The sequence below is a fragment of the Pectobacterium colocasium genome (assembly GCF_020181655.1).
GTDB classification, from domain to species: Bacteria; Pseudomonadota; Gammaproteobacteria; order Enterobacterales; family Enterobacteriaceae; genus Pectobacterium; species Pectobacterium colocasium.
Genome location: NZ_CP084032.1, coordinates 937,471 through 962,250, shown reverse-complemented (window position 1 = coordinate 962,250; position 24,780 = coordinate 937,471). Strand labels below are relative to the sequence as shown.

Genomic DNA, 24,780 nt, shown 5'->3' with positions numbered 1-24,780 from the left:
TCAGGGGAAGCCCCCTACAGACGAGGCGGGATCATGGCATAAAACGAAAATTATTCCATTGATTTACCTTATGCCATGCTATGGAAAAACCATGTTCTGCTAAAAATGACGTGCTATGTTGTCAGCGAATAATAGGTTGTAAGCGATTAAAAGGAAAAGTCATTTAAGGATGATGACGTTATGCTGAAGGCTGTGAAATCTGTTCTATTCGATATTCTTTCGATGATACTGACGTTTATTCTCTGGATTATCTCTCTTCTCATGGTTATCTATTTACTCCCAGAAAATATGGCGTTCCCCGCCTTTGCGCTTTGCTTTATTGGTTCTATGTTTTTAAGCGACTATTTGGTCGATAAGCTGAGAGAATAAAAAAAACCAGCCGACTTCTGGCTAATGCTGTTCACTTAAGCATGGATTTAGGGGGAAACACGGTGATGAGGTTCCCGTAGGGATACCTCGCACCGTGGTAGCCCCCGGTATCTCGATTCTTAAACGATCGGCATTAGCCGACTTCTGGCTGGGTTTGTCTGTATGACTGGAAATAACTTACAGCGGCTGAGTTTGTGCTTCTACCACTGCCAGTGCGACCATGTTCACGATCCGGCGTACGGAGGCAATCGGCGTCAGGATGTGTACCGGTTTTGAAATACCCATCAGTACCGGTCCTACCGTCACGCCTTCTGAAGAGGAAACGCGCAGCAGGTTATAGCTGATACGCGCAGACTCCATATTCGGCATGATCAGGATGTTAGCCGAGCCTTTTAGCGGGCTGTCTGGCATTTGCTCACGGCGGATTGCTTCCACCAGCGCGGCGTCACCGTGCATCTCGCCGTCGATCTCCAGTTCCGGTGCCAGCTTGTTGACCAGCGCCAGCGTTGCCCGCATCTTCTGCGCGGTCGGCGAATCCGAGGTGCCGAAGCTGGAGTGCGACAGCAACGCGACTTTCGGTTCGATACCAAAACGGCGTACGCTTTCCGCCGCCATCAGGGTGATTTCCGCCAGCTGTTCCGGCGTCGGATCGGCATTAACGTAGGTGTCGGCAATAAAGGTATTGCCGCTCGGCAGCATCAGCGCGTTCATCGCGCCCGCCGCCTGCACACCTTCACGGTAGCCGAACACTTTCTCGACCACGTCGAAATGCTCTTCATAGGTGCCAATCGTGCCGCAAATCAGCGCATCGGCTTCGCCACGGTGAACCATGATGGCTCCGATCAGCGTTGGGTTGCCGATCACTGCACGCTGTGCTTTTTCCTGCGACACACCACGACGCTTCATCAGTTCGAAATACTCGCTCCAGTATGCTTTGAAGCGTGGATCCGATTCGTTGTTGACCACTTCGAAATCTTTACCGATGGTCAGTTGCAGCCCCAATTTTTGCAGACGCATCTCGATGACGCTCGGGCGGCCAATCAGAATCGGGAACGCCAGCCCCAGCGTGACCAGCTCCTGCGTAGCGTGCAGCACGCGCGCATCTTCACCTTCCGCGAATACCACACGCTTCGGCTGCTGACGCGCCTGTGCGAAGATCGGCTTCATGAACAGGTTGGTTTTGTAGACGAACTGGGTCAGTTTTTCGACGTAGGCATCGAAATCTTCGATCGGGCGCGTCGCCACGCCGGAATCCATCGCCGCCTTCGCTACCGCGGGGGCGATTTTGATGATCAAACGCGGATCGAACGGTTTTGGAATCAGATAATCCGGCCCGAATGACAGATCCTGATCGCCGTAGGCCGATGCCACCACTTCGCTCTGCTCCGCCAGCGCCAGATCGGCAATCGCGTGCACGCAGGCCAGCTTCATCTCTTCGTTAATCGTGGTCGCGCCCACATCCAGCGCGCCGCGGAAGATGAACGGGAAGCACAGTACGTTGTTCACCTGATTCGGATAGTCGGAACGACCGGTACAGATAATCGCATCTGGACGAACTTCTTTCGCCAGCGGCGGCAGAATTTCCGGTTCAGGGTTTGCCAATGCCATGATCAGCGGACGCGGCGCCATGGTTTTCACCATATCCTGCGTCAGTACGCCAGGGCCGGAGCAGCCGAGGAAGATATCCGCATTAGGGATAACATCGGCCAGTTTGCGCGCGCCGTTATCTTCCACCGCATACGCCGCTTTGGTTTCTTCCATGTTTTCATCACGACCGTGATAAATCACGCCGCGCGAATCACATACGACAATGTTGTGTTTCTGGAGACCCAGCGCCACCAGCAGGTTCAGACAGGCGATAGACGCCGCGCCTGCACCGGACACCACCAGACGCACATCAGAAATATTTTTTTCTACTACGCGCAGGCCATTCAGAACAGCGGCAGTACAGATGATCGCCGTGCCGTGCTGATCGTCGTGGAAGACGGGAATCTTCATGCGCTCACGCAGCTTCTTCTCGATGTAGAAGCACTCCGGTGCCTTGATGTCTTCCAGATTGATACCGCCGAACGTCGGCTCCAGTGCGGCGATCACATCGATCAGCTTGTCTGGGTCCAGCTCGTCGACTTCGATATCGAAAACATCAATGCCGGAGAATTTTTTGAACAGAACGCCTTTACCTTCCATCACGGGCTTACCAGCCAGTGCGCCGATATTGCCGAGGCCGAGAACAGCCGTTCCGTTAGAGATCACGGCGACCAAATTGCCGCGCGCGGTGTATTTGTAGGCGGCCAGCGGATCTTCCGCGATTTCCAGACAGGGTGCCGCAACACCAGGAGAATACGCCAGCGCCAGATCGCGCTGCGTCGCCAGCGGTTTAGTCGGGGAAACCTGAATTTTCCCGGGAATCGGATACTGGTGGAAATCAAGGGCGCTTTGCTTTAGCTGTTCATCCATTTTATGTACCTTTTCGGTTTTGTTGTGTTGTGTCTGTAGGGTAAAGAGTACCCAGTATAGTGTTTGCCAATGCCTAAACTACCGAGGATGGCAAAAACTGCGGGGGAATGCTGGTTAATATAGTTATTTTATTTGACGGTTTTTTGTTCGATTTGCAGCCAGAGTCGGATACACCAAACGGGATAATTGAGAGAAATTCAGAGAAAACGGGAAGATCGTCGCGTGATGCAAACACACCACGCAACAGAGAAAGAGAGGTTACTGCGTCATATTCAGAATAGTACGAATGTTGCCTGCACTGGTGGCGATAATATCGATGGCTCCGGTGCGCAGCGCGCCAAGAATCGCTAAGGCTTTGGTATTTTCAGAAGCAATCGCAATCACGCAGGGGATTTTGTGTAGCTCTTCAATACTCACGCCAATCACCCGTTCGTTCATCACCGTATCCACATGCTGACCCTGCGCGTTAAAGAAGTCATATCCGGCGATATCCCCAATCACGCCCTGATTGAGGCTGGCATCAATAATTTCATGCGGGGTGAACCAGCCGAGTTTAACCATGTAGCTGTTCTCATTCATATCCCCAATGCCCACCAGCGCGATATCGGCCTTGCGCGCCCGATCCAGCGTTTCCTTAATGGTGCCGTTTTGCATGAAGGCTTCTTTGAGCGCCCGGTTTTCGACATAAGCAGGTGAATACAGCGTTTCGCTGCTGCCACCGAATTTCTTTGCCAGACGGCGGCTGATATGGTCGGCGTTAATCGCATCACCGGGACGGTGTGTTCCGCCGATACCGCAGATAAAGCGGCAGTTACGTTCCGTCACATTGCTCACATGGTCGGCGACCGCCGCCACATTACGTCCCTGCCCAACGGCGACCACGGTATCGTCTTTCAACGACAGCGCCAGATAGTTGGAAACCAGTGCCGCAACCTGTCGACGCTGCTCTTCTTCATCCTGATGGTCGAGTGCAATCAGCGCACGCTTGATCGAAAAGCGCTCCAGCATCTGCTGTTCAAGACGCGTGCTGAAGACCGGATGATAGCGCACGGTAATTTCAACAATGCCTTCTTCTTTCGCACGTTTCAGCAAACGCCCGACTTTGATGCGCGAAATACCGAATTTCTTGGCGATCTCTTCCTGAGTAATTTCGTCCTGATAATAAGCAACGGCGATTTCAGTCAGAAGTTCGCTTTCCTGAGATCCTGATTGTTTTTCCATCTGGTCACATTTTCCTTACACAAGGGGATCGGTTTATACAGACGCTGTGTCTACAGATGAAAACCGTCGCAATGAATAATTGTTACACGCTGGGAGAAGAGGCTCAAGCCCAGCGAGATTATCCCTGATGGTGGCGCAAACGGACAGAGGCAGAAGCGCCGGAACCAGACAAAAAGGCTGACTCCGGCAACGTGACACATTACCGCTGAATGGCATCAATCTTCAGCATTTTGGCAATCACCAGATCGAGCTCTTTCTCGTCGAAAATTTTCTTCCAATCTGGCTTGATGATGTTCTCTTTACCGTATTCAATCGCGATCATACACGCATCCGAGAACGGATTCGTACTGCGGAAAGCCACCGCCAGCGCGATCTGAATGTGTCCATAAAGCATAGCTTTCGCCGCGGCCTCCGGTACGCCAATTGTGTTGATGGTTTCATCCAGCGCTTCTTTCATCAACGTGCCAACCATACAGGCTACGGTTTCAACCAGCGTCGGTTCCAGATAGGCCAGCTGTTTTACCGTCACCCAGTGCACGTCAATCACCGGGCCATACATCACTTTAACCACGCGCGCTAAGGTGGCCTTCTGCTCGTCACTGCCCGCCTCATAAGAGGCGGCAACGTGCTGTGGCGCGGCCACGCCGCCAAATGCATCGGCATGTTCTTCCGGCGTGAAGCGATCCAGAAATACGGAAGGATGGCACGGATGGGCAACGGCGTAATCGATATCATCACGCTTGGCGATAAGATTGGCATAGGCCGCTGCCGGGTCCAGCGTCAGCAGCACCGCGTTGCTTTTCATCTGCGGGACAACAAGTTCAGAGACCACTTTCAAAGCAATATCAGGAACGGCCAGAATCACCACATCGCTTTCAGGAATCACCTGCTCAGCAACGGACAATTCTCTGCCTGCGGCAACCACTTGCTCCTGCGCACGCGGTGAGTTCTCGCAGTAAAACACCTGATAGTCACTTTTCTGGAAATTGGCAGAGATACGCATGCCCATTTTACCGCCAGCGCCCAGTACAGTAATGGTTTTTAATTCAGCAGCCATGATTTGTTACTCCTCGGATTTGGGATATTCAAAGAATGTGTGATGAACGGTTCGCATAGGGATTGCGCGTGTAGAGATAATTCAGGCTATGGCGCGTCCAGGCGTCTTCCAGACGGCACGTTTCTTCCGCATTGGCCTGCCACGGCAGCCAATGCTCGACGATCTGATTAATATTTCGTTCGTTCGGACGAACGATCTGGTGAAGCGCGTCGTAATCCAGCAGGCCAGTTCCCAGCAGACAGCCGGAATAGGTAAAGCCCACCCAACCTTCCTGACGGGCAAACGCAAAATCTTTGATGTGCAGGTTAACTACCCGCGAGGCCGTTAGTTCAATCACCTCACGCGGGTACTCCAGCGCGGCAACACAGTTGCCAGGATCGAGACAAATTCCCAGAGCCGGACTCTCGATAGCGTCAACAACCGCCAGCACGTCGCGCGTTCTTACCTGCTCATAAGTTTCCAATCCCAGTTGGATATTGTGCTGCTCAAACTCAGGCAGCACGCGACGCAGCAAGGCAAGCGCCTCGTCTTGTGTCGGCTTATGTGTTGCTGTGTTGAACATGGTGCGGATAAAACGGACATCCAGCGCGCGAGCCAACGTGAGATAGCGTGTCAGGTGATCCGTGGCGAGCCCTCGTGTTCCCAGTTCCAGTTGAATACCGAGATCGACCGCGCGCTGCCGTAATTTTTCCAACTCGGCAGACGAGAGTGCTTCCACCGCCGCGTAATCACAAATCTGGAAAACGCCCGCACCAGAATCTGCGGTTTGCTCCAGCATGGCTTCCAAACCCAGAGGATTCAGCACACGGGAAGAGGCTCGCCAGAAGAACGCATAGGTACTTAATCCAATTGCCATATTTATTTCCTCTCACTTACGCCAGCGAACAGAGCGTGAAGGCTTCATCCATAATGGCGTTAAACGCAGACGGGTCATGGGCAAAACGCCCCAAAAACAGGCCATCAGCGGCGTCACCAAGCTGACTCAGCAATCCCGGCCCGGCACTGCCGCCATAAATAACTCGCCCCTCGCGCACGCCTGCCTGAGTTGGAAAATGCTGTTTTAGTGCCTGACAGACCTCGCTGATGTACGCTGTCGGGGCGGGCTCCGTACTACCAATCGCCCACTGCGGCTCATACGCCAGTACCAGATCGCCCGTCAGCTCTTGCTTCTGGGCCAGATTCAGTGCCGCGTCTAATTGAGCCTGACAGGTGTCGATGGCTTGTTGCGTCGAGCCACGTTTCTCCTCGCCTACGCACAGTACCGGCGTTAGCCCATTACGCCAGGCCGCCTCCGTTTTCAGCGCGAAATGCTCATCCGTTTCGCCAAAATAGCGACGACGCTCGGCATGCCCGATTTCGACATAGCGACACCCCATTTCATGCAGCATGGTGCCGCTCACTTCTCCGGTGAAGGCTCCGTTATCCGCCCAGTGCAGATCTTGTGCACCGACATGAACGGGTGACTGGGCAAAGCGCTGCACTACAGGCGCTAACGTCGGGAAGGCGGGCAGCACAAACAGCCGGGCCGATGGCAGTGATGCCAGCGGATGCTGTTCGGCTATCTCATGGATTTTCTGGCACCAGTCGAGTGTCTGCTGATAGCCGAAATACATTTTCAGGCTGACGCCCAGCGTTAATTTGCGCGAACTCATCGCTCACTCTCCGCTTGCGTCGCCGTCTGATGCGAAGGAGTCGGCGTCGTATCGCTGTTCAACACGGCCGACACCGCCTCAAGGATCATGGCTAGCGATATTGCCCCCGCATCGGGCGTACCCAGACTTTTTTCTGCCAGCGGGCGCGCGCGACCAATTTTGGGTAACAGCTGTGCCGTGTCTTCAGCGGCCTGTTGGGCACACTGTGCAGCCTGCTGCCAGGCTTCTGGCAAGCGCATTCCCGCTTCGACTCGTTGCGTCAGTGCCAAACTAAAGGGGATGAGTGCATCCACCAGCGTTTTATCCCCCGGTTTCGCTTTACCGAAATGCATCACGCTCTCTTTGGCCTGACGTATACCGTCAGCCACGCGACGACCGTCAGGACGTTGTTCATCACCCAACACCGTTCCCAGCGCATTCAAGGCGACACCCCAGATTGCGCCAGACGTTCCTCCTGCGCGATCGGCCCAGGCATCTGCCGCACGTTGCAATAACGTGCCAGCGCCTGCCTGCCGTTCCAGCATCTCCGCGGCCTTTTCCGCTGCGGCAATCACCCCACGCTCCATGCCAATACCGTGATCGCCATCTCCGGCAATGGCATCGATACGGCCCAACTCGGTGACGTTAGCCAGTACAATGTCACGCGCAGCGTTCAACGCCGCCGCAACACAGTGTGCCGCTGCTTTCGATGCCGCCGTCGCGGCTGGGATCACATCGAGTTCTGCCGTGAATGTCCGCTCAGCCAGCGGTTCGGCGGGAGACATACTGCCTTTACGGAATGCGGGTGCATCAGCAGGCGCACGCCAGAAACGCTCCAGTTCCTCATCGAGCCAGAACAACGTGAGCGATAGACCCGCCATATCAAAGCTAGTTACCAGCTCACCCACTTCCGGCTCGACCACCGTCAGACCCTGCTCGACCAGCAGTTGCGAAACCCGGCGATAAACCACAAACAGCTCTTCGTATTTCACGCCGCCGAGGCCGTTGAGCACTACGCTGATCCGCTGCCCGGAGAGCGTCTCAATACCTTGCGGCACCTCTTCCAGCAGTGAACTGACCAAAAGCTCAGCCAGCTCATCGGCGGTTGAAATAGGCACATCGCGGATGCCCGGTTCACCGTGAATCCCCATGCCCACCGCCATCATTCCTTCGGGAACGGTGAACAACGGGTGTTCCGCGCCCGGCAACGTACAGCCTGAGAAGGCTACGCCGAGTGAACGGGTGCGCTGGTTGGCGCGTTCGGCAACCTCAAGTACGGCAGCCAAATCATAGCCCGCTTCCGCCGCCGCAGAGGCAGCCTTAAAGACCATCAGATCGCCCGCTACCCCGCGACGCTTTTGCCATTCGTTCAGTGGCGCGCTGGAAATGTCATCGGTAACCGCCAGCAGCTCACACGGGATACCTTCCGCATTCAGACGCGCCTTAGCCTGTCCGAAATGAAGCACATCGCCCGCATAGTTACCGAACGTCAGCAGTACGCCACCACCATTGTGTGCCGCTCGGGCAACGCTACAGATCTGCTGGGCTGATGGCGAAGCAAACAGGTTGCCCATCGCCGCGCCGTGCGCCAGCCCCTGCCCGACCAGGCCAGCAAACGCCGGGTAGTGGCCGGAGCCACCCCCGACCACAATGGCGACCCCACCTTCACGACTGCGAGTGCTTCTGACCACACCGCCTGGTACCTGACGCACTTTGTCAGCATGCGCCGCCACAAAGCCTTCGGTCAGTTCCCGGGCAAAGGCGGAAGGTTGGTTGAACAAATACGTCATATCAATGCTCCTGTGTTGCTGATGCGGATTTCGATAACCGGTCCGAACGGCTGAGCAGGACAATCAACACGGCGGAAAGCAGCATTAGCCCGCCGACAATCATCATGGGCAGCACGTAGGTTCCCGTCACACCCCGCACCGCACCGGTGATGTATCCCGCTGAAAATCCGGCAACGTTGCCAATGGTATTGATGAGCGCGATGGCCGCTGCCGCTGACGCCCCCGTCAGGAACTGGGTCGGTAATGTCCAGAAGTTAGGCAGCGCGGCGAAGATGGAGCAGGCCGTTACGGTGATCACCGCAATGGTCGCCGTCGGGGATTCCATAAACAGCGCCAGCGGAATGCTGATCGCCCCCGTCAGCGCAGGGATGGCTATGTGCCATGAACGGCAGCCGCGACGCGTCGCATCACGTGACCAGAAATACATCACGATGGCCGCAGGCAAGTAAGGGATCGCGGTAATCAGCCCTTTATCCATGACATTGAAGGTCGTGCCGAACTGCTGTTGGAAACCCGCGATAATCGTGGGCAGGAAGAACGCCAGTGCATAGAGGCCGTAAATAAAACCGAAGTAAATCAGGCACAGTACCCAGACGCGTTTGTTGAACATCACGGTCATCACGCTAGGGTGTTTGCTGTGATTTTTGGTCGCATGTTCGCTTTCCAGTTCACTGACCAGCCAGCGTTTCTCATCGGCATTCAGCCATTTGGCATCGGCCGGACGATCCACCAGATAGAACCAGGTAATGATACCGACGATGATGGCGGGAACGGATACGCCGAGGAACATCACCCGCCAGCCAGACAATCCGAACAGGCCATGCTGCTCAATCAGCCAGGCAGCCAGCGGCGCGCCTAACACCACGGTCAGAGGCTGTGCCAGATAGAACAGTGACAGGATTCTGCTACGGTAGCGGGCAGGCACCCACATGCTGAGGAACAAGATCGCGCCGGGGAAGAACCCCGCCTCTGCTATCCCCAACAGGAAACGTAGGATATACAACCCTTCAATACTGCTTACCCAGGTAAACAGCAATGACACGATGCCCCACGACACCATAATGCGTGACAGCCATTTGCGCGCGCCGAAGCGGTGCAATGCCAGATTGCTCGGCACTTCCAGCAGAATATAGCCAATAAAGAAAATCCCGGAGGCGAGCCCGAACTGCGCGACGGTTAGCGCAAGATCGGTATTCATACCATTCGGTCCCGCGAACGAAATGGCCGTACGATCGAGGAAGTTAATAAAGAACATCAGGCCGACGAAAGGCACGAGACGCCAGGAGATCTTGCGAATGGCCGATTGTTCTACAGCAGATGGTGTTGTGGTGGACGGTTTTGAGGCAGATTGCCCCGCCGTTGCCGCAGCCGATACTTTACTCATACAGCCCCCTTACTACCGATAGTCAATCCCTTCCATGACATCGCCTCTACGCCAGGCTGTTCCTGCATTTCATCCTCTTTCGTCATTCGATACCCGGTGTGACCTTTGTTGTTTGTTGTCTTTTTTATCGTTTGCATACAGGTCTGACACATTGTTATGCCCTCTAAAGATTTAGATCATTAACACACGATGTGAACATATGAACGATATATTTGCCCCAATCTTTTGCCTATCTCTCTGTTTAAAAATTGTGAGCATGATCTAAATATGTATCAAAAAGGTAAAACACCGCCTTAAAAGGCGTAAAAGTGACCAAGATCACTCTTTTAATCGCCTTTTCCTCTCTGACAAAACAAAAAACAAATAATCACACATTGAACATTTGAAAAAAGCGGTATATGTTTAGCCATGAAAAGGCCGGAAATGTACGGAATCATGCAGAGAGATTCTCGTTAGTGTCTGTTTATTCATGTTTTTATAAACAATCTAACGAAAGCGACATATCAGGCTCACTTTGACCCTCAGCCAGGCAGGAGATAGATATGCTCTCGATTGCAATTGGTGCAGACAGCGCCGCGATTGATCTGAAAAACACGATTACTGATTATTTACAGCAGAAGGGGCTGACGGTGACCGACTACAGCTACGATCCCACCGGGGAAAATCCGATCTACCCCGATGTTGCCTACACGCTGGCGCACGCGATTAAAGACGGTAAGCACCAGCGTGGGATCCTGCTGTGCGGCACCGGGATCGGCATGAGTATCGTGGCTAACAAGGTCAATGGCATTCGTGCCGCTCAGTGCCATGACACCTATTCCGCTCAGCGGGCCAGAAAAAGCAACGATGCGCAGGTGATCGCACTAGGCGCTCGGGTTATCGGCCCTGAACTGGCAAAAGAGATTGTCGGCGCCTGGCTGGATGCCGAGTTTGAAGGTGGCGGATCGGCACCGAAAGTCGAGAAAATCAGCTACTACGAACATCAAGAAAATCATCGGTAATCCTGTCTGACGGCCCGCAGTTATCCCCAGACTGGCTGGCCGTCAGTCTTACTGTTCGTTTAGCCGACTTTCCGTGCAGCAAAACAGTGTTCAGTCGAGACAGCCCAACCGCAGCAATCGGAAAAAGCGCATATTATTCCACGACCTCATGGTGCAGTGTGTTGGCTCTGTTTTGCGCTGCTATTTCTCTATTTACATCAAGGAGCTCCTTCATGAACCAACTCGAAGCCCTTAAACAATTTACCGTGGTGGTCGCCGATAGCGGCGATATCGACTCCATTCGTCAATTTTCACCGCAAGATGCCACCACGAATCCGTCCTTGATTTTGAAAGCCGCCACCCTGCCTCAATACCAACCGCTGTTTGATGACGCGATTGCCTATGCGAATCAGCAAGGCGGTAGCTCGGAAACGCGGCTCATCAACGCCAGCGACCGACTGGCGGTGAACATCGGCGCAGAAGTGCTGAAAAGCATTCCGGGGCGCATCTCCACCGAAGTGGATGCCCGCCTCTCATTCGATCGCGGGATGTGCGTCGCCAAAGCACGCAAACTGATTGGGATGTACCAAGAAAAAGACATTCCACGCTCGCGCATTCTGATTAAACTCGCCGCCACCTGGGAAGGAATTCGCGCCGCTGAAGAGCTGGAAAAAGAAGGGATCAACTGCAACCTGACGCTGCTGTTCTCATTTGCGCAGGCGCGTGCCTGTGCCGAAGCGGGTGTCTTTCTGATCTCCCCGTTTGTCGGCCGAATTTATGACTGGTATCAGGAAAGGCAACCCGCCAGCGACTATCAGGCAGACAACGATCCTGGCGTGATCTCCGTGCGTAATATCTATGACTACTACAAACGCCACCGCTACCAAACCGTCATCATGGGCGCCAGCTTCCGCAAAGTGGAACAGATTCTGGCGCTGGCGGGATGCGATCGCCTGACGATTTCCCCCGCGCTGCTGGAACAATTGAAAAACAGCAATGCCCCGGTCGAACGCCAGCTGACGCCGTCGACCGAAGCGTTCAATCCACCTTCGCCGCTGTCTGAAGCCGAGTTCCGCTGGGAACACTATCAGGATGCGATGGCCGTCGATAAACTGGCGGAAGGCATTCGCCTGTTCGCTGCCGATCAACAAAAGCTGGAAGCGCTGTTGGCGGCCAAGCTGTAACGTCTGGAGTCAAGCATGTCCTCTCGTAAAGAACTTGCCAATGCTATCCGCGCGCTGAGCATGGATGGGGTGCAGAAAGCCAAATCCGGTCACCCGGGCGCACCGATGGGCATGGCCGATATCGCCGAAGTGCTGTGGCGCGATTATCTCAACCATAATCCGGCCAACCCTAACTGGGCCAACCGTGACCGCTTCGTGCTGTCCAACGGCCACGCGTCCATGCTGATTTACAGCCTGCTGCATCTCTCCGGCTACGACCTGCCGATTGAAGAATTGAAAAACTTCCGCCAGCTGCATTCCAAAACGCCGGGTCACCCTGAATACGGCTACACCGCCGGCGTTGAAACCACCACCGGCCCGCTGGGTCAGGGGGTTGCCAACGCCGTGGGTATGGCGATTGCCGAGCGCACGCTGGCCGCACAGTTCAACCGTCCGGGCCACGAGATTGTTAACCATCACACCTACACCTTCCTCGGTGACGGCTGCATGATGGAAGGGATTTCTCACGAAGTCTGCTCGCTGGCAGGCACCATGAAGCTCGGCAAACTGACCGCGTTTTATGATGACAATGGCATCTCCATCGACGGTCACGTTGAAGGCTGGTTTACCGACGATACCGCTGCCCGTTTTGAAGCCTACGGCTGGCACGTAGTACGTGGCGTGGACGGTCACGATGCTGACGCCATCAAGCGCGCTATTGGTGAAGCCCAGTTGGTGACCGACAAGCCGTCGCTGCTGATGTGTAAAACCGTGATTGGTTTCGGCTCTCCGAACAAGGCCGGTACGCACGATTCCCACGGTGCACCGCTGGGTGATGCGGAAGTCGCGGCTTCCCGCGAACAGCTGGGCTGGACGCACGCGCCGTTTGATATCCCGGCTGACATTTATGCGGCCTGGGACGCGAAACCGGCCGGTCAGCGTAAGGAAGCGGCCTGGGATGAGGCGTTTGCCGCCTACGCCAGCGCGTACCCGGAACTGGCTGCCGAATTCACACGCCGCACCAGCGGTGAACTGCCAACCAACTGGCAGGCAGACGCGCAGAAATTTATCGACGATTTGCAGGCCAATCCGGCGAAAATCGCCAGCCGCAAAGCCTCACAGAACGCGCTGGAAGCCTACGGCAAACTGCTGCCGGAATTCGTGGGCGGCTCTGCCGACCTGGCGCCGAGCAACCTGACCATCTGGTCCGGCTCGGTCTCGCTGGACAAAGACCACGCGGGCAACTACATCCACTACGGCGTGCGCGAATTCGGCATGACGGCGATTGCCAACGGGATTGCGCTGCACGGCGGCTTTGTGCCGTACACCGCGACCTTCCTGATGTTTGTGGAATACGCGCGTAATGCCGTGCGTATGGCCGCGCTGATGAAAATCCGCAGCATCTACGTTTACACCCACGACTCCATCGGTCTGGGCGAAGACGGCCCGACGCACCAGCCGGTTGAACAGCTGGCGAGCCTGCGCGTGACGCCGAACATGAGCAACTGGCGTCCGGCGGACCAGGTGGAAACGGCGGTGGCGTGGAAATACGCGATTGAGCGTCAGGACGGCCCGACGTCGCTCATCCTGTCCCGTCAGAATCTGGCGCAGCAGCCCCGTACCGCGGAGCAACTGGCGAACGTGGCGAAAGGCGGTTACGTGCTGAAAGACAGCGACGGACAGCCTGAGCTGATCCTGATTGCGACTGGTTCTGAAGTTGAACTGGCTGTCGGCGCCTATGACAAGCTGACCGCCGCAGGCCGCAAGGTGCGCGTGGTGTCGATGCCGTCTACGGATGCGTTCGACAAGCAGGATGCAGCCTACCGTGAAGCGGTGCTGCCGAAAGCGGTAGCGGCACGCGTAGCGATTGAAGCGGGTATCGCAGACTACTGGTTCAAGTACGTCGGCCTGAACGGCGCGATTGTCGGTATGACAAGCTTCGGCGAATCTGCCCCGGCTGAGCTGCTGTTCGAAGAGTTCGGCTTCACGGTCAATAACGTGGTCGAAAAAGCGCAGGCGCTGCTGAAGTAAAGCGGCGGTTCGGTAAACTGACGATGCAGTAAAATACCGGTAGTAGACTGCGATATCGTGCGCAAAAGGATCGCAAACCGCACTATTGTTTGTGATCCAGATCAATTAATTCACCTGAGCACATTGCATGACTCCAGCGCCGCATGCTGATATTGCGGCGCAACACCACAAGTTGCACCAGCCTATTTTTATCGCGGCGTGCTACTGCTTCGGCAGGCAAGACCAAAGTAAAAATGCATTTCCTCTTTTTAAGAGGTGCATTTTTATTTTGGTCTTTTTTTTTGGCCTAATTGGCGTCAACACAGGGTAAAACTATGGATCATCAAAAAATGGATTATCAAAAACTTGGAGTCGATATCCTCGCGTTAAGCGGCGGCAAGCAGAACGTCAGCAAGCTGACCCACTGCGCCACTCGCTTACGTTTCGAGTTCAACGACAGCCATGCCGTACAGGCAGAGGCGATTGCTAAACTTCCCGGCGTCATCAGCGTGGTCGATCGCGGTGGCCAGTTTCAGGTGGTGATCGGCAACGACGTCCAAATCACCTATCGCGCGATTTTGAACGAGATTGGCGAGATGAACAGCCAGCGCAATGCTGGTAACAAGCAGCAGAAAAAAGGCGGCATTTTTACGCAAATCATCAGCGTGATTTCCACCACCTTTACCCCCGTCATTCCGGCAATTACCGGCGCAGGGATGATCAAAGCACTGCTGGCAATCCTCAAGCTGACTGGCTTAATTTCTGCCGACAGCACGACCTATCGCTTGCTGGATACCATCTCCGATGCGGCCTTTTTCTTCCTGCCCGTACTGCTGGCTTACGGTGCCTCCATCAAGTTCGCCTGTAACCCAATTCTGGCGATGACGATTGCTGGCGCACTGCTGCACCCGAATCTGGCTCAGCTGTTAGCATCAGGCGGGCCAATCAGCTTTATCGGCATTCCGGTACGGCTGGCAGACTACGCCGGATCGGTATTGCCGATCATTCTTACCGTATGGATCATGTCTTACATTGAGCAGTTCGCCGAAAAGATCTCACCGTCCATGATCAAATTTTTCACCAAGCCGATGATCGTGCTGCTGTTCACCGCACCGCTCGCGCTGGTGGTGATTGGGCCTTTCGGGATTTTCCTCAACGATCTGGTCGCCAGCGGCGCGGCGATCATCGACGGCAAGGCAAGCTGGTTAATCCCGATGCTGATGGGGGGTCTGCAACCATTTTTGGTCATCACTGGCACCGCCTGGGCGATGACGCCGATTGCCACCTCGCAGCTTACCCGTAACGGCTTCGAGATGATCAACGGGCCTGGCATGCTGGCTTCCAACATTGCTCAGGGTGCCGCCACGCTGTGCGTGGCGTTTAAAACCAAGAACAAGAATCTGAAACAGCTGGCTTCTTCGGCGGGCTTCACCGCGCTGCTGGGTATCACCGAACCTTCCCTGTACGGGGTAACGCTGAAACTGAAGAAACCGCTGATTGCCGCCATGATTGGCGGGGGCTGTGCGGGCATCTATGCCGGTTTAGCCGGGCTGGTTCGTTACGCCTTCGTCTCGCCGGGGCTGGCAGCGCTGCCTGCTTTCATTGGTGAAAACCCGATGAACATCGTCCATGCGCTGATCACCTGCGCCATTGCGATTGTCGTCACGTTTGCTCTCACCTGGATCATGGGATTCGACGATCCGGTCGATGAAACTGACGCCGCGCAAAACGACTCAGCTCAGGCAGATCAACGCCAAGCAACACCGGCAGCCAATACCGCGCAAAAAACGCAGGCCACAGAAGGCCACGCGGAACAGCAAGCGATTATGAGTCCGCTGTCCGGCAAATTGGTCGCGCTGAGCGACATCAACGATGACGTATTCTCACAGGGATTACTGGGACAAGGCGTGGCGATTATTCCTGACAACGGTGAAGTGGTCGCGCCCGTCAGTGGCGAAATCATCACGTTCCTTGAGTCTAAACACGCCATCGGCATCCGGGCTGACAACGGTTTAGAATTGCTGATTCACGTCGGTCTGGACACGGTGAACCTCAACGGCAAGCACTTTACCGGCTATATCAAACCGGGCGACCGTGTCACCGCTGGCGACAGGCTAATTAGCTTCGATCTGCATGAAATCACGCGTCTGGGTTATGACCCGGTTACGCCCGTCGTGATAATCAATAGCGATGAGTACGCTAGCGTCGTCTGCACTGTACCGCAGCCGATCGCCCCGATGGATACCATCATTAAAGTGAACGCCTGACGATCCATAAAAGCATTGGGCAAGGTGCCCAATGCTTTTCAGTCTCCCTGTATGTGAGAAAAATATGTACTATCAACAGCAAAAACACTTCCCAGCGGATTTTCTGTGGGGAGCCTCAACCTCGGCTTATCAGGTTGAAGGGGGGTGGCAAGCCGAGGGAAAAAGCCCGTCGATCATTGATCAATGCCAGCACCCGGAAAACACTGCCGACTTCACCGTCGCCAGCGATCACTACCATCGGTTTAAAGAAGATGTGCAGCTGTTTGCGGAGCTGGGCTTAAAGGCCTATCGTTTCTCTATCGCCTGGACACGTATTCTTCCCGATGGCACCGGTGCTATCAATCCGCAGGGTATCGCGTTTTACAACAATCTGATTGATGAACTGAACGCGCACAATATCGAACCCGTCGTCACGCTCTACCATTTCGATTTGCCTTATTGCCTTGAGGCACAAGGCGGCTGGCAGAATCGCGCCACGATTGATGCCTTTGTTCACTACGCCCGCACGCTGTTTACGCATTTCGGCGACAAGGTAAAATATTGGCTGACAATCAATGAGCAGAACACCATGATTCTGCACCCCGGTGCGATTGGTCTGCCGGAAGGCGGCGTTTTGCCATCCAAAAAAGCGCTGTACCAGCAGAACCATCACATGATGTTAGCGCAGGCGCAGGTCATGGCGTTGTGTCACGAACTCGCGCCCAATGGCCTGATTGGTCCGGCAATCAATACTACCTCGATGTATCAAGCCACCAGCAAACCGGAAGATGCCATCGCCGCGCACAACTGGGAAACGCTGCGCTGCTGGAGCTTTCTGGATGTTGCAGTGCACGGTCGTTACAACGCGCTGGCCTGGCGTTATCTGGAAGATCGTGGCCTGACGCCGGAGACATTGCCCGGCGATGACGACATCCTGCAATCGGGAAAACCCGACTACGTGGCGATTAACTACTACTCCACCGCCACCATTGCCGCCAGCAAAGGCGATGCGTCGGATGTCAGCGCCCGCGCGGGCGATCAGCAAATCATGCTGGGCGAGCCCGGCGTCTATCGCGCAGCGGAAAACCCGCACGTTGATAAAACGCCTTATGGCTGGGTGATCGACCCCGTTGGCTTGCGCTTAACGTTGCGGAAAACCTACGAGCGCTATCATCTGCCGATCCTGATTACGGAAAACGGTATGGGCGCGCCGGATAAGCTTGAGGCCGACGGTACGATCGACGATCAATATCGCATCGATTTTATTGCTCGTCATATTGAACAAATGCAGCTCGCCATCAGCGATGGCGTTGATCTTATTGGCTATTGTCCGTGGTCGGCAATCGATGTGGTCAGCACCCATCAGGGCTACGGTAAACGCTACGGGTTTATTTACGTGAACCGCGACGAATTCGATCTGAAAGATCTGCGCCGCATCAAAAAGAAAAGTTTTTACTGGTATCAAGGTGTCATAGAATCAAATGGAGTGCGCTTATTTCCCAGCGTCCCGTGATACCGATACCCAGTACACCATTTTGTTAAAGCGGGGATAAGTACGACGCCGGATATGTCACGTTGCAGGAAGCCTATTTCCCGCAACGTGACACATCATGAAGCTAGCTTATCTCACTGGCTTTCCCACTGAATCACTCAAGAAACGCATGATGGCTGAACCGATAAAAGCAATAAAAATACTGAACAATAGCCTGGTGTTATCTTCCGATGCAAATAACAACGAAATCATTGTTATGGGGAAAGGAATCGGCTTTAACAGCAAGACCGGCGATATTCTCGATCCGGCAAAAATTGAGAAGACCTTTATTCTCAAGGATGGTACATCGCCACGCGAATTTGCTCGTCTGATTGAGCACGTTGGGGAAGAATATGTTCACATCGTGAATAAGATTATTGATGATGCGAACAGGCAGCTTCATGGTCGCTTGAGCGAGCAGGTCTTTTTTACGCTGATCGACCATATCAGCTTTGCGATTGAGCGCTATCGCAAAGGCATCAGAATACAAAATCGTCTGCTTTATGAGGTAAAGCGGTTTTATCCGCAGGAATTCGCGATTGCCTCGCGGGCGCTCAACGACATTAACCAACAGATGAAGCTGGAATTACCCGAAGAGGAAGCAGGCAATATCGCGTTTCATTTGGTCAACGCCCAAACCGACGTCCAGAATATGGAAAACACGCTCCAGTCGGTCAAGATGCTGAAAGATATCTTTAATATCATCCAGTACAACTTCCATATCGTGATTGATAAAGAGTCGATTAACTACTCTCGTTTCCTGACGCATATGCAATTCTTCATTCAGCGTCTGCTAGAAAATAGCCTAATTCATTCCAATGATGACTTTATTTTTGAACAGGTCACCAAAGAGTATCCTGATGCGTACAAATGTAGCCGACTGATCAAAGACTATATTCACAACCTGCTCAACATCGACATCTCTAACGATGAAATGTTGTACCTGATTATTCATATCGTCCGCATCACCCCGGAAAAATAACCCCTTCCCAATAGCCAGGCGAAACGCCGCTATTGGGCAAGAGTTCTGCCATTATCACCGGTCCCCTTTCGGGTATATGTTCTGATTGCCTTTGCTTTGCGATATTTATTCTTTAGCCTTCAACCCAGTCAAGCGAATAACGAAATAAACGCTACCCCTCTGTTTATCATAGTAAAAAATACATTTCACTCTCCCGAAATCCAATAACAAAATTAACAAAATCGCTCGCTTATAACTTATAACCTTTTTTTATTTGTCCTGTTTTACCCTGACGATTAAAAGAGAAAAGGTGTCAAAAAATGCCGTTTGGCAAATCACATACCGCATAAGCCCTTTTCTTTTGATAAGAAAAACCCATTTATTTTTTCATGTCTTATGAAGAAAGGCATGTTAGTTAACCCAGGTAAAAACAATGAAAAAACCTCTGCTTGCCTTTCCATTACTTATGCTTGGCGTAATGCCACCAGCCTTTTCTGCCGAGCAAAATGCCCCCACCACTCGCACCTTTCAGGTTCAGTCCGATGCGGCCTTAAAAGCCAAAGTGCCAGAGGCCGTCCTGCAAAAAGGCTTTATCGTTGCGGGCACCAACCCCAATACGCCGCCAACCACCTTTTATCAGGAAGATAATAAAACGCTGGCAGGCCGCGAGATCGATATCATGAACGCGATTGGTGACCGGCTCGGCGTGCCGGTGAACTGGAACGATACCGGCGGGTTCGACAACATCATCCCCGGTCTGAAATCAGGCCGTTACGATGTGGCGCTGTCGAATATCAATGCGACGCCAAAGCGCCTTGAGCAAATCGATTTCATCGGTTATTTCAACGCGTCAAAACTGGCCATCATTTCCCTGAAAGACGCTAACGTCGCGCCTTTTACCTCCCTCAGCGTGCTGTGCGGTAAAGAAGTGGGGGCGGGAGCGGGTACCACTCAGCTACTGCGCTTGCAGGAAGCCGACAAGCAGTGTGTCGCAGAACAGAAAGACGCGATCAAAATCGCGATCTTCCCGGATCGTCCGTCTGGCGTACAGGCGGTGATCAGCGGGCGCGTACCGTTGTTCTTCGGCCCTTATGAAGGACTACGCTATCAGGTGAGTCAGGTAAAACGGCTGACCATCAGTGGTGATATCGCCGTTAACGATGCACCTGTTTCCATTGCGTTCCCTAAAGACTCGGCTCTGGAAGACGCGGTTCAGGCGGCGCTGAATTCGCTGATTAAAGATGGCACCTACCAGAAGATTTTGGATAAGTGGGACATCGGCTACGGCGCAGTCCCCGAGGCGAAACGTAACGCAGAGATCTTCGGATGAGTACTCCCTCACCGCAGCAGGAACTGCACATCGTTGCCAACCGACACTACGGGCGTTGGATCAGCGCCCTGCTGGTTCTGCTGCTGTTAGGCGCTATCGCCCATTCTGTGCTGAACAATCCCCGTTTTGAATGGCGGGTCGTTGTGGACAGTTTTACAGAGGACTCCATTCTTCAGGGCGTCATCATGACGCTGAAACTGACCGCCATTTCGGTGGCATTAGGCTTTGGCGGAGGCACGATACTGGCGCTGATGCGCCTGTCCAGCAACCCGGTGCTGGTGGCGGTCAGTTGGGGCTATACCTGGTTCTTCCGTGGCGTCCCGACGCTGGTGCAGCTGTTTCTCTGGTATAACATTGCAGCGCTCTACCCGACGATTTCGCTCTCGCTGCCGTTTGTCGGCGAACTTTTCAGCGTTCCCGGCAATACGCTCATCAGCCCGTTTAATGCCGCCGTGCTGGCGCTGGTCATGCACCAGTCTGCCTATGCGGCGGAAATCGTTCGTGCGGGCATTCAAAGCGTCAACCCCGGTCAGTTAGAAGCAGCCCGCGCGCTGGGATACCGTAAACCGCAAATATTCTTCTACACCGTTCTGCCGCAGGCGATGCGCGCCATTCTGCCTCCCGCAGGCAACGAGGTCATCGGCCAACTGAAAACCACGGCGGTAGTTTCCGTGATTTCGCTTCAGGATGTGCTGTATTCGGCACAGATCATTTATCAGCGGACCTATGAAGTCATCCCGCTACTGCTGGTTGCCACTATCTGGTATCTGCTGCTGACCTCCGTGCTGTCTGTCGGTCAATACTATGTTGAACGCTATTTCGGCCGTTCCACGCTCAAACGCAACAAGCCAGGCAGAAGCCGTAAACCGCGTGCTGCAAGGCTTACCCAACGCGCCCGGCCAGCGAACCGGCAGCAGCCCAGCGAGTCCCCCGGCACCTGAATCGGCGGGCGACCAAAGTCGTGCTCTCAATGAATGATGAAGGAAAGGCAACTATGGGCGAGCCCATCACACTGCGAAACGTGCGTAAATTCCTGTCGGGAAACCTGATTTTAGATGACATCGATTTGCAGATGGAGGCCGGATCGGTCACTGCGATTCTGGGTCCATCCGGTGCGGGTAAATCCACGCTGCTGCGCTGTATTAACCATCTGGAAAAACTCGATGGCGGCACCATTTGCGTTGGCGACACGCTGGTCGGGTATCGGCAGAAAGGCCATCGGCTCTATGAATTGAGTGACAAACAGGTCGCAGCCCAGCGCAGCAAGATGGGCATGGTGTTTCAGCACTTTAACCTGTTCCCTCACCGTACCGTGCTGCAAAACGTGAGCGATGCCCCGCTGCGCGTTAAAAAACGTGAACGGCAGGAGGTGCTCGATCAGGCGTATTCGCTGCTGCGACAGGTCGGACTCGCGGAGAAAGCCGACGATTGGCCGCACCAGCTTTCCGGCGGCCAACAGCAGCGGGTCGCGATTGCCCGCGCCCTCGCCATGAATCCGCAGGTGATGCTCTTTGATGAACCCACTTCGGCATTAGACCCGGAACTGGTTGGTGAAGTGCTTCAGGTTATTAAGAAGCTGTCGCATTCCGGTATCACGATGGTTATCGTCACACACGAGATTGGCTTCGCCCGTGAGATCGCCGATAACATCGTGTTTATGGAAAACGGCCGAATTGTCGAAACCGGCCCGGCCAGACAGGTACTGGACGCCCCGCAAAACCGCCGCACGCAGGCCTTTTTCTCAACCGTGCTGTGATTAGGGCATGTTCTACTATTTATGCCCGTCATACTTCAAGCTGCTTGTGCGTTGGCAATACTCGGCTCATGGCTGAGCTTCCCTCTAAAAGGCTGCCGCAAGCGGCGTTCAAAACGAACTCGTCGCACTTCTGAAGATTTAAGCGTACTTTTGAATAATTAGCGTTTTAAATTAATTAAGCATTCGCTACTATCAGCCCATAGGCAAATGATGGAAAATTTTTTGTGGCAACGATTACAGACATTGCTCGAAAAGCCGGAGTGGCCGCCTCAACGGTTTCTCGCGTACTTAATAACGATCCCAGCCTGTCCATAACCAAAGAAAAGCGCCAACTCATTAAGAACATTGCTCATGAGTTGGCCTATTTATCGCCGACACAACGTAAGCAGCAGAAAAAACGGTTAGAGAATTCGCTTGTTGTACGCTCTCATTTCAAAAGGGATAACGACAATGTATTAAATCTCGCCGTCGTCCATTTTCTTACGCCCTCAGAAGAACTCAACGACCCTTATTTCACCGCCATGCGCATTGGCATTGAAAACCGCTGCCACCATTTTAATATTTCGTTACGCAATCTATTCACCACAAATTTATCTTCCAACAGCCATACTTTAGCCCAGGCGCAGGCGATTATTTGCGTAGGTCACTTTAGCGAAAGCGATATCGCCTTAATCTATTCATTAAATAAAAACCTGATTTTCATCGACTCCGCCCCCCTCGATAAAAAATGTGACGCCGTGCTTTTTGATCGGGAAGCGGCGGCACGCGAAGTATTACATTACATTGTGAAGAGCGGCGCTCAGCGTCCCGCATTTATCGGGAATAATGAAAGCCGGCTGCATGTATTCCAAGAGATAACCCAAAAATACGGCATCTATCACGAATCGCGATGCAAGGTCAGCCAGTTATTCTGTATTGAGTCCGGCTATCAGGCGATGAATGAGTTGCTGCAACAAAAAGCGTGGCCAGATGTCGTGTTCGCCGCAACAGACATTATCGCTATTGGCGTGTACCGTGCGATTCAAGAGAAAGGCATTGCCATCCCTAAGCAAATAAAAGTGATCGGGATGAATGATATCCCCACGGCACAGCATCTGAATCCCAGCTTGACGACAATGCGGCTCTACCCGACTGAAATGGGCGAAGCCGCTGTCGATCTATTTTTAGAGCTGGTAGCAGGACGCTATTATAAGAAACACGTACAGGTTGGTTATGAGATGGTCTGGCGCGAAAGCTTCACACTCAGCACGACGTAACGATGTCCGTTTATAATATGTCACTGATATTTCTGACCTTTTCCCTACCCTTATGAGTAAGCGGCCAGAGAACATCAATTAGCGGTTATTTTCCACAGCTGATTCCATCCTCCGTTATCATTCCATTGAATACCGGATGCGCCATTCTCTGTCGAACGACTACTGATATCCAAAAGCTTTCTGCTATTTCTATTCATGATTTTATAGTAGCCATCACCCGCATCTAAAATCAGCCATTGCTGGCTAAAATGGCCGGTGTTATACATTTGGATAATCTGCGCCCCGTCGTCATTGGCACTGGCGGCAATATCAATGTATTTTCCACTATTAACGTTCACCAGATTAAAATAACCATTACCCACCGCGTTAAAATAAAAGCGCTGGCTGTCCCAGTTACCATCGCTGTATTGCTCAAGCAATGCGCTATCTTCATGCGAACCGCCCACGACATTGAGCGATTTACCGCTATGTCGATTAGCGATCTTATAACGTGTTCCGCTGATAAAATTGATTTGCGATTCGGCAAATGCGTCCAGTGCCCGGGTAAATTGCAATACATTGTTTGAAACGCGCGTCGTCGCGCCTAATGCATAGCCATCCGGCAACACACTGGCATTACCCGCAGGTTCCCAATAAAAAACCCCAATGCCTTTATTCCCCGGCACCGCTTTAACAAGGTTAATGGTATCCCTAATCGTCCAGTAACTGTCTGTTGGGTTAGTTTCCAAACCGCCGACTTCAACGACCATGACTTCCTTACCATACCGGCTCGCCATATCGTTGAGGTTGCTAGCCAGTGCACCAGTGAGCTCCCAATAATTTTTCCCCTCCCAATAGGGGTAGAATGAAAAGCCAATCACATCGGTTTTACCACCGTATGTGGTGAGGAAATTGTCAAAAAACCAGCGAGCGTTTGAATTATTATCTCCATGCGCCAAATGGCTAATCACTTTAGAGGAAGGGCTGACCGCTTTAACTGCATCATAGCCCGCATTCAGTAGCTGCGTTAAATTGGCAAACCGACTGGTACTGCCTTCCGGTAGTAATATCCCTGGGTTCATTTCGTTGCCGACCTGCACCCATTCAGGCGTCACGCCTGCGGATACCAATGCGCTCATCACTTCATGCGTGTGATTATAAACGGCCGTTGTTAATTGGCTAAGATTGTAGTTCGCCCACGCTGCGGGCTTGATTTGATGACCAGGATCCGCAAAAACATCGCTGTAGTGAAAATCCACCATGACGCGCATGCCCATCGCTTTGGCACGCTGTGCGGCACTCACCACGCGGGTTTTATCGGTATAGCCGAGCAGCGTCCAGGTCGTATTATCTTTATGCCATAGCGCGCTGGGATCGGGGTTAACAAAAATACGCAGCCGCACAGCGTTTATGCCGTGATCGCGCAAGATCTGCAATACATCACGCTGGGTTCCGGTATCGTCACGCCAGGTGACACCCCGATCTTCCAATTGCTTTACCCAACCAATATCTGCGCCATAAGCAAACGGCTGTGCCGCCTTAGCCAGATTGGTCGCCATGAACCCGATAAACAGCATTAACAGTACAGAGATCATTCCTGAATAATTATTCTTTTTCATTCATTTCTCCTTGAGGTAACACGCTTAAAAGGTGTTTATT

Annotated in this window: 18 protein-coding genes; 10 read left to right on the top strand and 8 right to left on the bottom strand. The window is 53.4% G+C overall.

The genetic code is table 11. The features are described from left to right. Positions 1-546: 546 nt before the first annotated feature. The 7 genes from maeB to LCF41_RS04275 all read right to left on the bottom strand — a co-directional run bounded on the left by maeB (position 547) and on the right by LCF41_RS04275 (position 9,909). Positions 547-2,826, bottom strand: coding sequence for an NADP-dependent oxaloacetate-decarboxylating malate dehydrogenase (gene maeB / locus LCF41_RS04305; protein ID WP_225087034.1), 2,280 nt, complete (start codon positions 2,824-2,826; stop codon positions 547-549). Between the two features lie 258 nt (positions 2,827-3,084). Further along, positions 3,085-4,047 (bottom strand): sugar-binding transcriptional regulator, encoded by a 963-nt coding sequence (locus tag LCF41_RS04300; protein WP_010284307.1) that lies wholly within the window; start codon positions 4,045-4,047, stop codon positions 3,085-3,087. Positions 4,048-4,246: 199 nt separating this feature from the next. Beyond that, positions 4,247-5,104 carry a phosphogluconate dehydrogenase C-terminal domain-containing protein gene (locus LCF41_RS04295; protein WP_010284305.1) on the bottom strand — a complete coding sequence of 286 codons (858 nt, stop codon included), beginning with the start codon at positions 5,102-5,104 and terminating at the stop codon, positions 4,247-4,249. 28 nt (positions 5,105-5,132) lie between these two features. Further along, a complete protein-coding gene (locus tag LCF41_RS04290; RefSeq protein ID WP_225087033.1) occupies positions 5,133-5,960 on the bottom strand; it encodes a sugar phosphate isomerase/epimerase family protein in 828 nt (275 codons plus the stop codon). Between the two features lie 16 nt (positions 5,961-5,976). Continuing rightward, entirely contained in the window at positions 5,977-6,756 is a 780-nt protein-coding gene (lerI, locus tag LCF41_RS04285) for an L-erythrulose-1-phosphate isomerase (protein WP_225087032.1), read from the bottom strand. Next, the gene (gene lerK, locus LCF41_RS04280; protein WP_225087031.1) at positions 6,753-8,525 is read right to left on the bottom strand and encodes an L-erythrulose kinase; all 1,773 of its coding nucleotides are present in this window, start codon (positions 8,523-8,525) and stop codon (positions 6,753-6,755) included. Before lerK ends, lerI begins: the two co-directional genes overlap by 4 nt. A gap of 1 nt (position 8,526) precedes the next feature. Further along, positions 8,527-9,909: an MFS transporter gene (locus LCF41_RS04275; protein WP_010307139.1), complete on the bottom strand. Its 1,383-nt coding sequence runs from the start codon at positions 9,907-9,909 to the stop codon at positions 8,527-8,529. Positions 9,910-10,451: 542 nt separating this feature from the next. Here LCF41_RS04275 and rpiB point away from each other — a divergent pair. The 10 genes from rpiB to LCF41_RS04225 all read left to right on the top strand — a co-directional run bounded on the left by rpiB (position 10,452) and on the right by LCF41_RS04225 (position 23,142). Next, a complete protein-coding gene (rpiB, locus tag LCF41_RS04270) occupies positions 10,452-10,910 on the top strand; it encodes a ribose 5-phosphate isomerase B (RefSeq protein WP_010307132.1) in 459 nt (152 codons plus the stop codon). A 212-nt stretch (positions 10,911-11,122) separates the two neighbouring features. Continuing rightward, entirely contained in the window at positions 11,123-12,073 is a 951-nt protein-coding gene (gene tal, locus LCF41_RS04265; RefSeq protein WP_225087030.1) for a transaldolase, read from the top strand. Between the two features lie 15 nt (positions 12,074-12,088). Then, positions 12,089-14,083 carry a transketolase gene (gene tkt, locus LCF41_RS04260; RefSeq protein WP_225087029.1) on the top strand — a complete coding sequence of 665 codons (1,995 nt, stop codon included), beginning with the start codon at positions 12,089-12,091 and terminating at the stop codon, positions 14,081-14,083. Positions 14,084-14,412: 329 nt separating this feature from the next. Continuing rightward, complete coding sequence (locus LCF41_RS04255; protein ID WP_225088096.1) at positions 14,413-16,329, top strand: beta-glucoside-specific PTS transporter subunit IIABC; 1,917 nt, start codon at positions 14,413-14,415, stop codon at positions 16,327-16,329. A 64-nt stretch (positions 16,330-16,393) separates the two neighbouring features. Further along, complete coding sequence (locus LCF41_RS04250) at positions 16,394-17,821, top strand: glycoside hydrolase family 1 protein (protein WP_225087028.1); 1,428 nt, start codon at positions 16,394-16,396, stop codon at positions 17,819-17,821. A 151-nt stretch (positions 17,822-17,972) separates the two neighbouring features. After that, on the top strand, positions 17,973-18,821 hold the full coding sequence (gene licT, locus LCF41_RS04245; protein ID WP_225088095.1) for a BglG family transcription antiterminator LicT: 849 nt from the start codon (positions 17,973-17,975) through the stop codon (positions 18,819-18,821). Between the two features lie 412 nt (positions 18,822-19,233). Continuing rightward, on the top strand, positions 19,234-20,130 hold the full coding sequence (locus LCF41_RS04240; RefSeq protein WP_225087027.1) for an ABC transporter substrate-binding protein: 897 nt from the start codon (positions 19,234-19,236) through the stop codon (positions 20,128-20,130). Further along, on the top strand, positions 20,127-21,071 hold the full coding sequence (locus LCF41_RS04235) for an amino acid ABC transporter permease (protein WP_225087026.1): 945 nt from the start codon (positions 20,127-20,129) through the stop codon (positions 21,069-21,071). Before LCF41_RS04240 ends, LCF41_RS04235 begins: the two co-directional genes overlap by 4 nt. Before the next feature lie 53 nt (positions 21,072-21,124). Continuing rightward, positions 21,125-21,886: an amino acid ABC transporter ATP-binding protein gene (locus LCF41_RS04230; protein WP_225087025.1), complete on the top strand. Its 762-nt coding sequence runs from the start codon at positions 21,125-21,127 to the stop codon at positions 21,884-21,886. Positions 21,887-22,110: 224 nt separating this feature from the next. Beyond that, positions 22,111-23,142, top strand: coding sequence for a LacI family DNA-binding transcriptional regulator (locus LCF41_RS04225; protein WP_225087024.1), 1,032 nt, complete (start codon positions 22,111-22,113; stop codon positions 23,140-23,142). A 74-nt stretch (positions 23,143-23,216) separates the two neighbouring features. Here LCF41_RS04225 and LCF41_RS04220 read toward each other — a convergent pair whose 3' ends face one another. Continuing rightward, positions 23,217-24,740 carry a glycosyl hydrolase 53 family protein gene (locus tag LCF41_RS04220; protein ID WP_225087023.1) on the bottom strand — a complete coding sequence of 508 codons (1,524 nt, stop codon included), beginning with the start codon at positions 24,738-24,740 and terminating at the stop codon, positions 23,217-23,219. Between the last annotated feature and the right edge of the window lie 40 nt (positions 24,741-24,780).

Excerpts from the sequence above, each read along its gene's own strand:
- lerI (WP_225087032.1), bottom strand. The coding sequence starts at position 6,756 with ATGAGTTCGCGCAAATTAACGCTGGGCGTCAGCCTGAAAATGTATTTC.
- LCF41_RS04240 (WP_225087027.1), top strand. The coding sequence starts at position 19,234 with ATGAAAAAACCTCTGCTTGCCTTTCCATTACTTATGCTTGGCGTAATG.
- LCF41_RS04250 (WP_225087028.1), top strand. The coding sequence starts at position 16,394 with ATGTACTATCAACAGCAAAAACACTTCCCAGCGGATTTTCTGTGGGGA.
- licT (WP_225088095.1), top strand. The coding sequence starts at position 17,973 with ATGGCTGAACCGATAAAAGCAATAAAAATACTGAACAATAGCCTGGTG.
- maeB (WP_225087034.1), bottom strand. The coding sequence starts at position 2,826 with ATGGATGAACAGCTAAAGCAAAGCGCCCTTGATTTCCACCAGTATCCG.
- tal (WP_225087030.1), top strand. The coding sequence starts at position 11,123 with ATGAACCAACTCGAAGCCCTTAAACAATTTACCGTGGTGGTCGCCGAT.
- LCF41_RS04230 (WP_225087025.1), top strand. The coding sequence starts at position 21,125 with ATGGGCGAGCCCATCACACTGCGAAACGTGCGTAAATTCCTGTCGGGA.
- LCF41_RS04300 (WP_010284307.1), bottom strand. The coding sequence starts at position 4,047 with ATGGAAAAACAATCAGGATCTCAGGAAAGCGAACTTCTGACTGAAATC.
- rpiB (WP_010307132.1), top strand. The coding sequence starts at position 10,452 with ATGCTCTCGATTGCAATTGGTGCAGACAGCGCCGCGATTGATCTGAAA.
- LCF41_RS04235 (WP_225087026.1), top strand. The coding sequence starts at position 20,127 with ATGAGTACTCCCTCACCGCAGCAGGAACTGCACATCGTTGCCAACCGA.
- LCF41_RS04255 (WP_225088096.1), top strand. The coding sequence starts at position 14,413 with ATGGATTATCAAAAACTTGGAGTCGATATCCTCGCGTTAAGCGGCGGC.
- LCF41_RS04220 (WP_225087023.1), bottom strand. The coding sequence starts at position 24,740 with ATGAAAAAGAATAATTATTCAGGAATGATCTCTGTACTGTTAATGCTG.
- lerK (WP_225087031.1), bottom strand. The coding sequence starts at position 8,525 with ATGACGTATTTGTTCAACCAACCTTCCGCCTTTGCCCGGGAACTGACC.
- tkt (WP_225087029.1), top strand. The coding sequence starts at position 12,089 with ATGTCCTCTCGTAAAGAACTTGCCAATGCTATCCGCGCGCTGAGCATG.
- LCF41_RS04295 (WP_010284305.1), bottom strand. The coding sequence starts at position 5,104 with ATGGCTGCTGAATTAAAAACCATTACTGTACTGGGCGCTGGCGGTAAA.
- LCF41_RS04275 (WP_010307139.1), bottom strand. The coding sequence starts at position 9,909 with ATGAGTAAAGTATCGGCTGCGGCAACGGCGGGGCAATCTGCCTCAAAA.
- LCF41_RS04290 (WP_225087033.1), bottom strand. The coding sequence starts at position 5,960 with ATGGCAATTGGATTAAGTACCTATGCGTTCTTCTGGCGAGCCTCTTCC.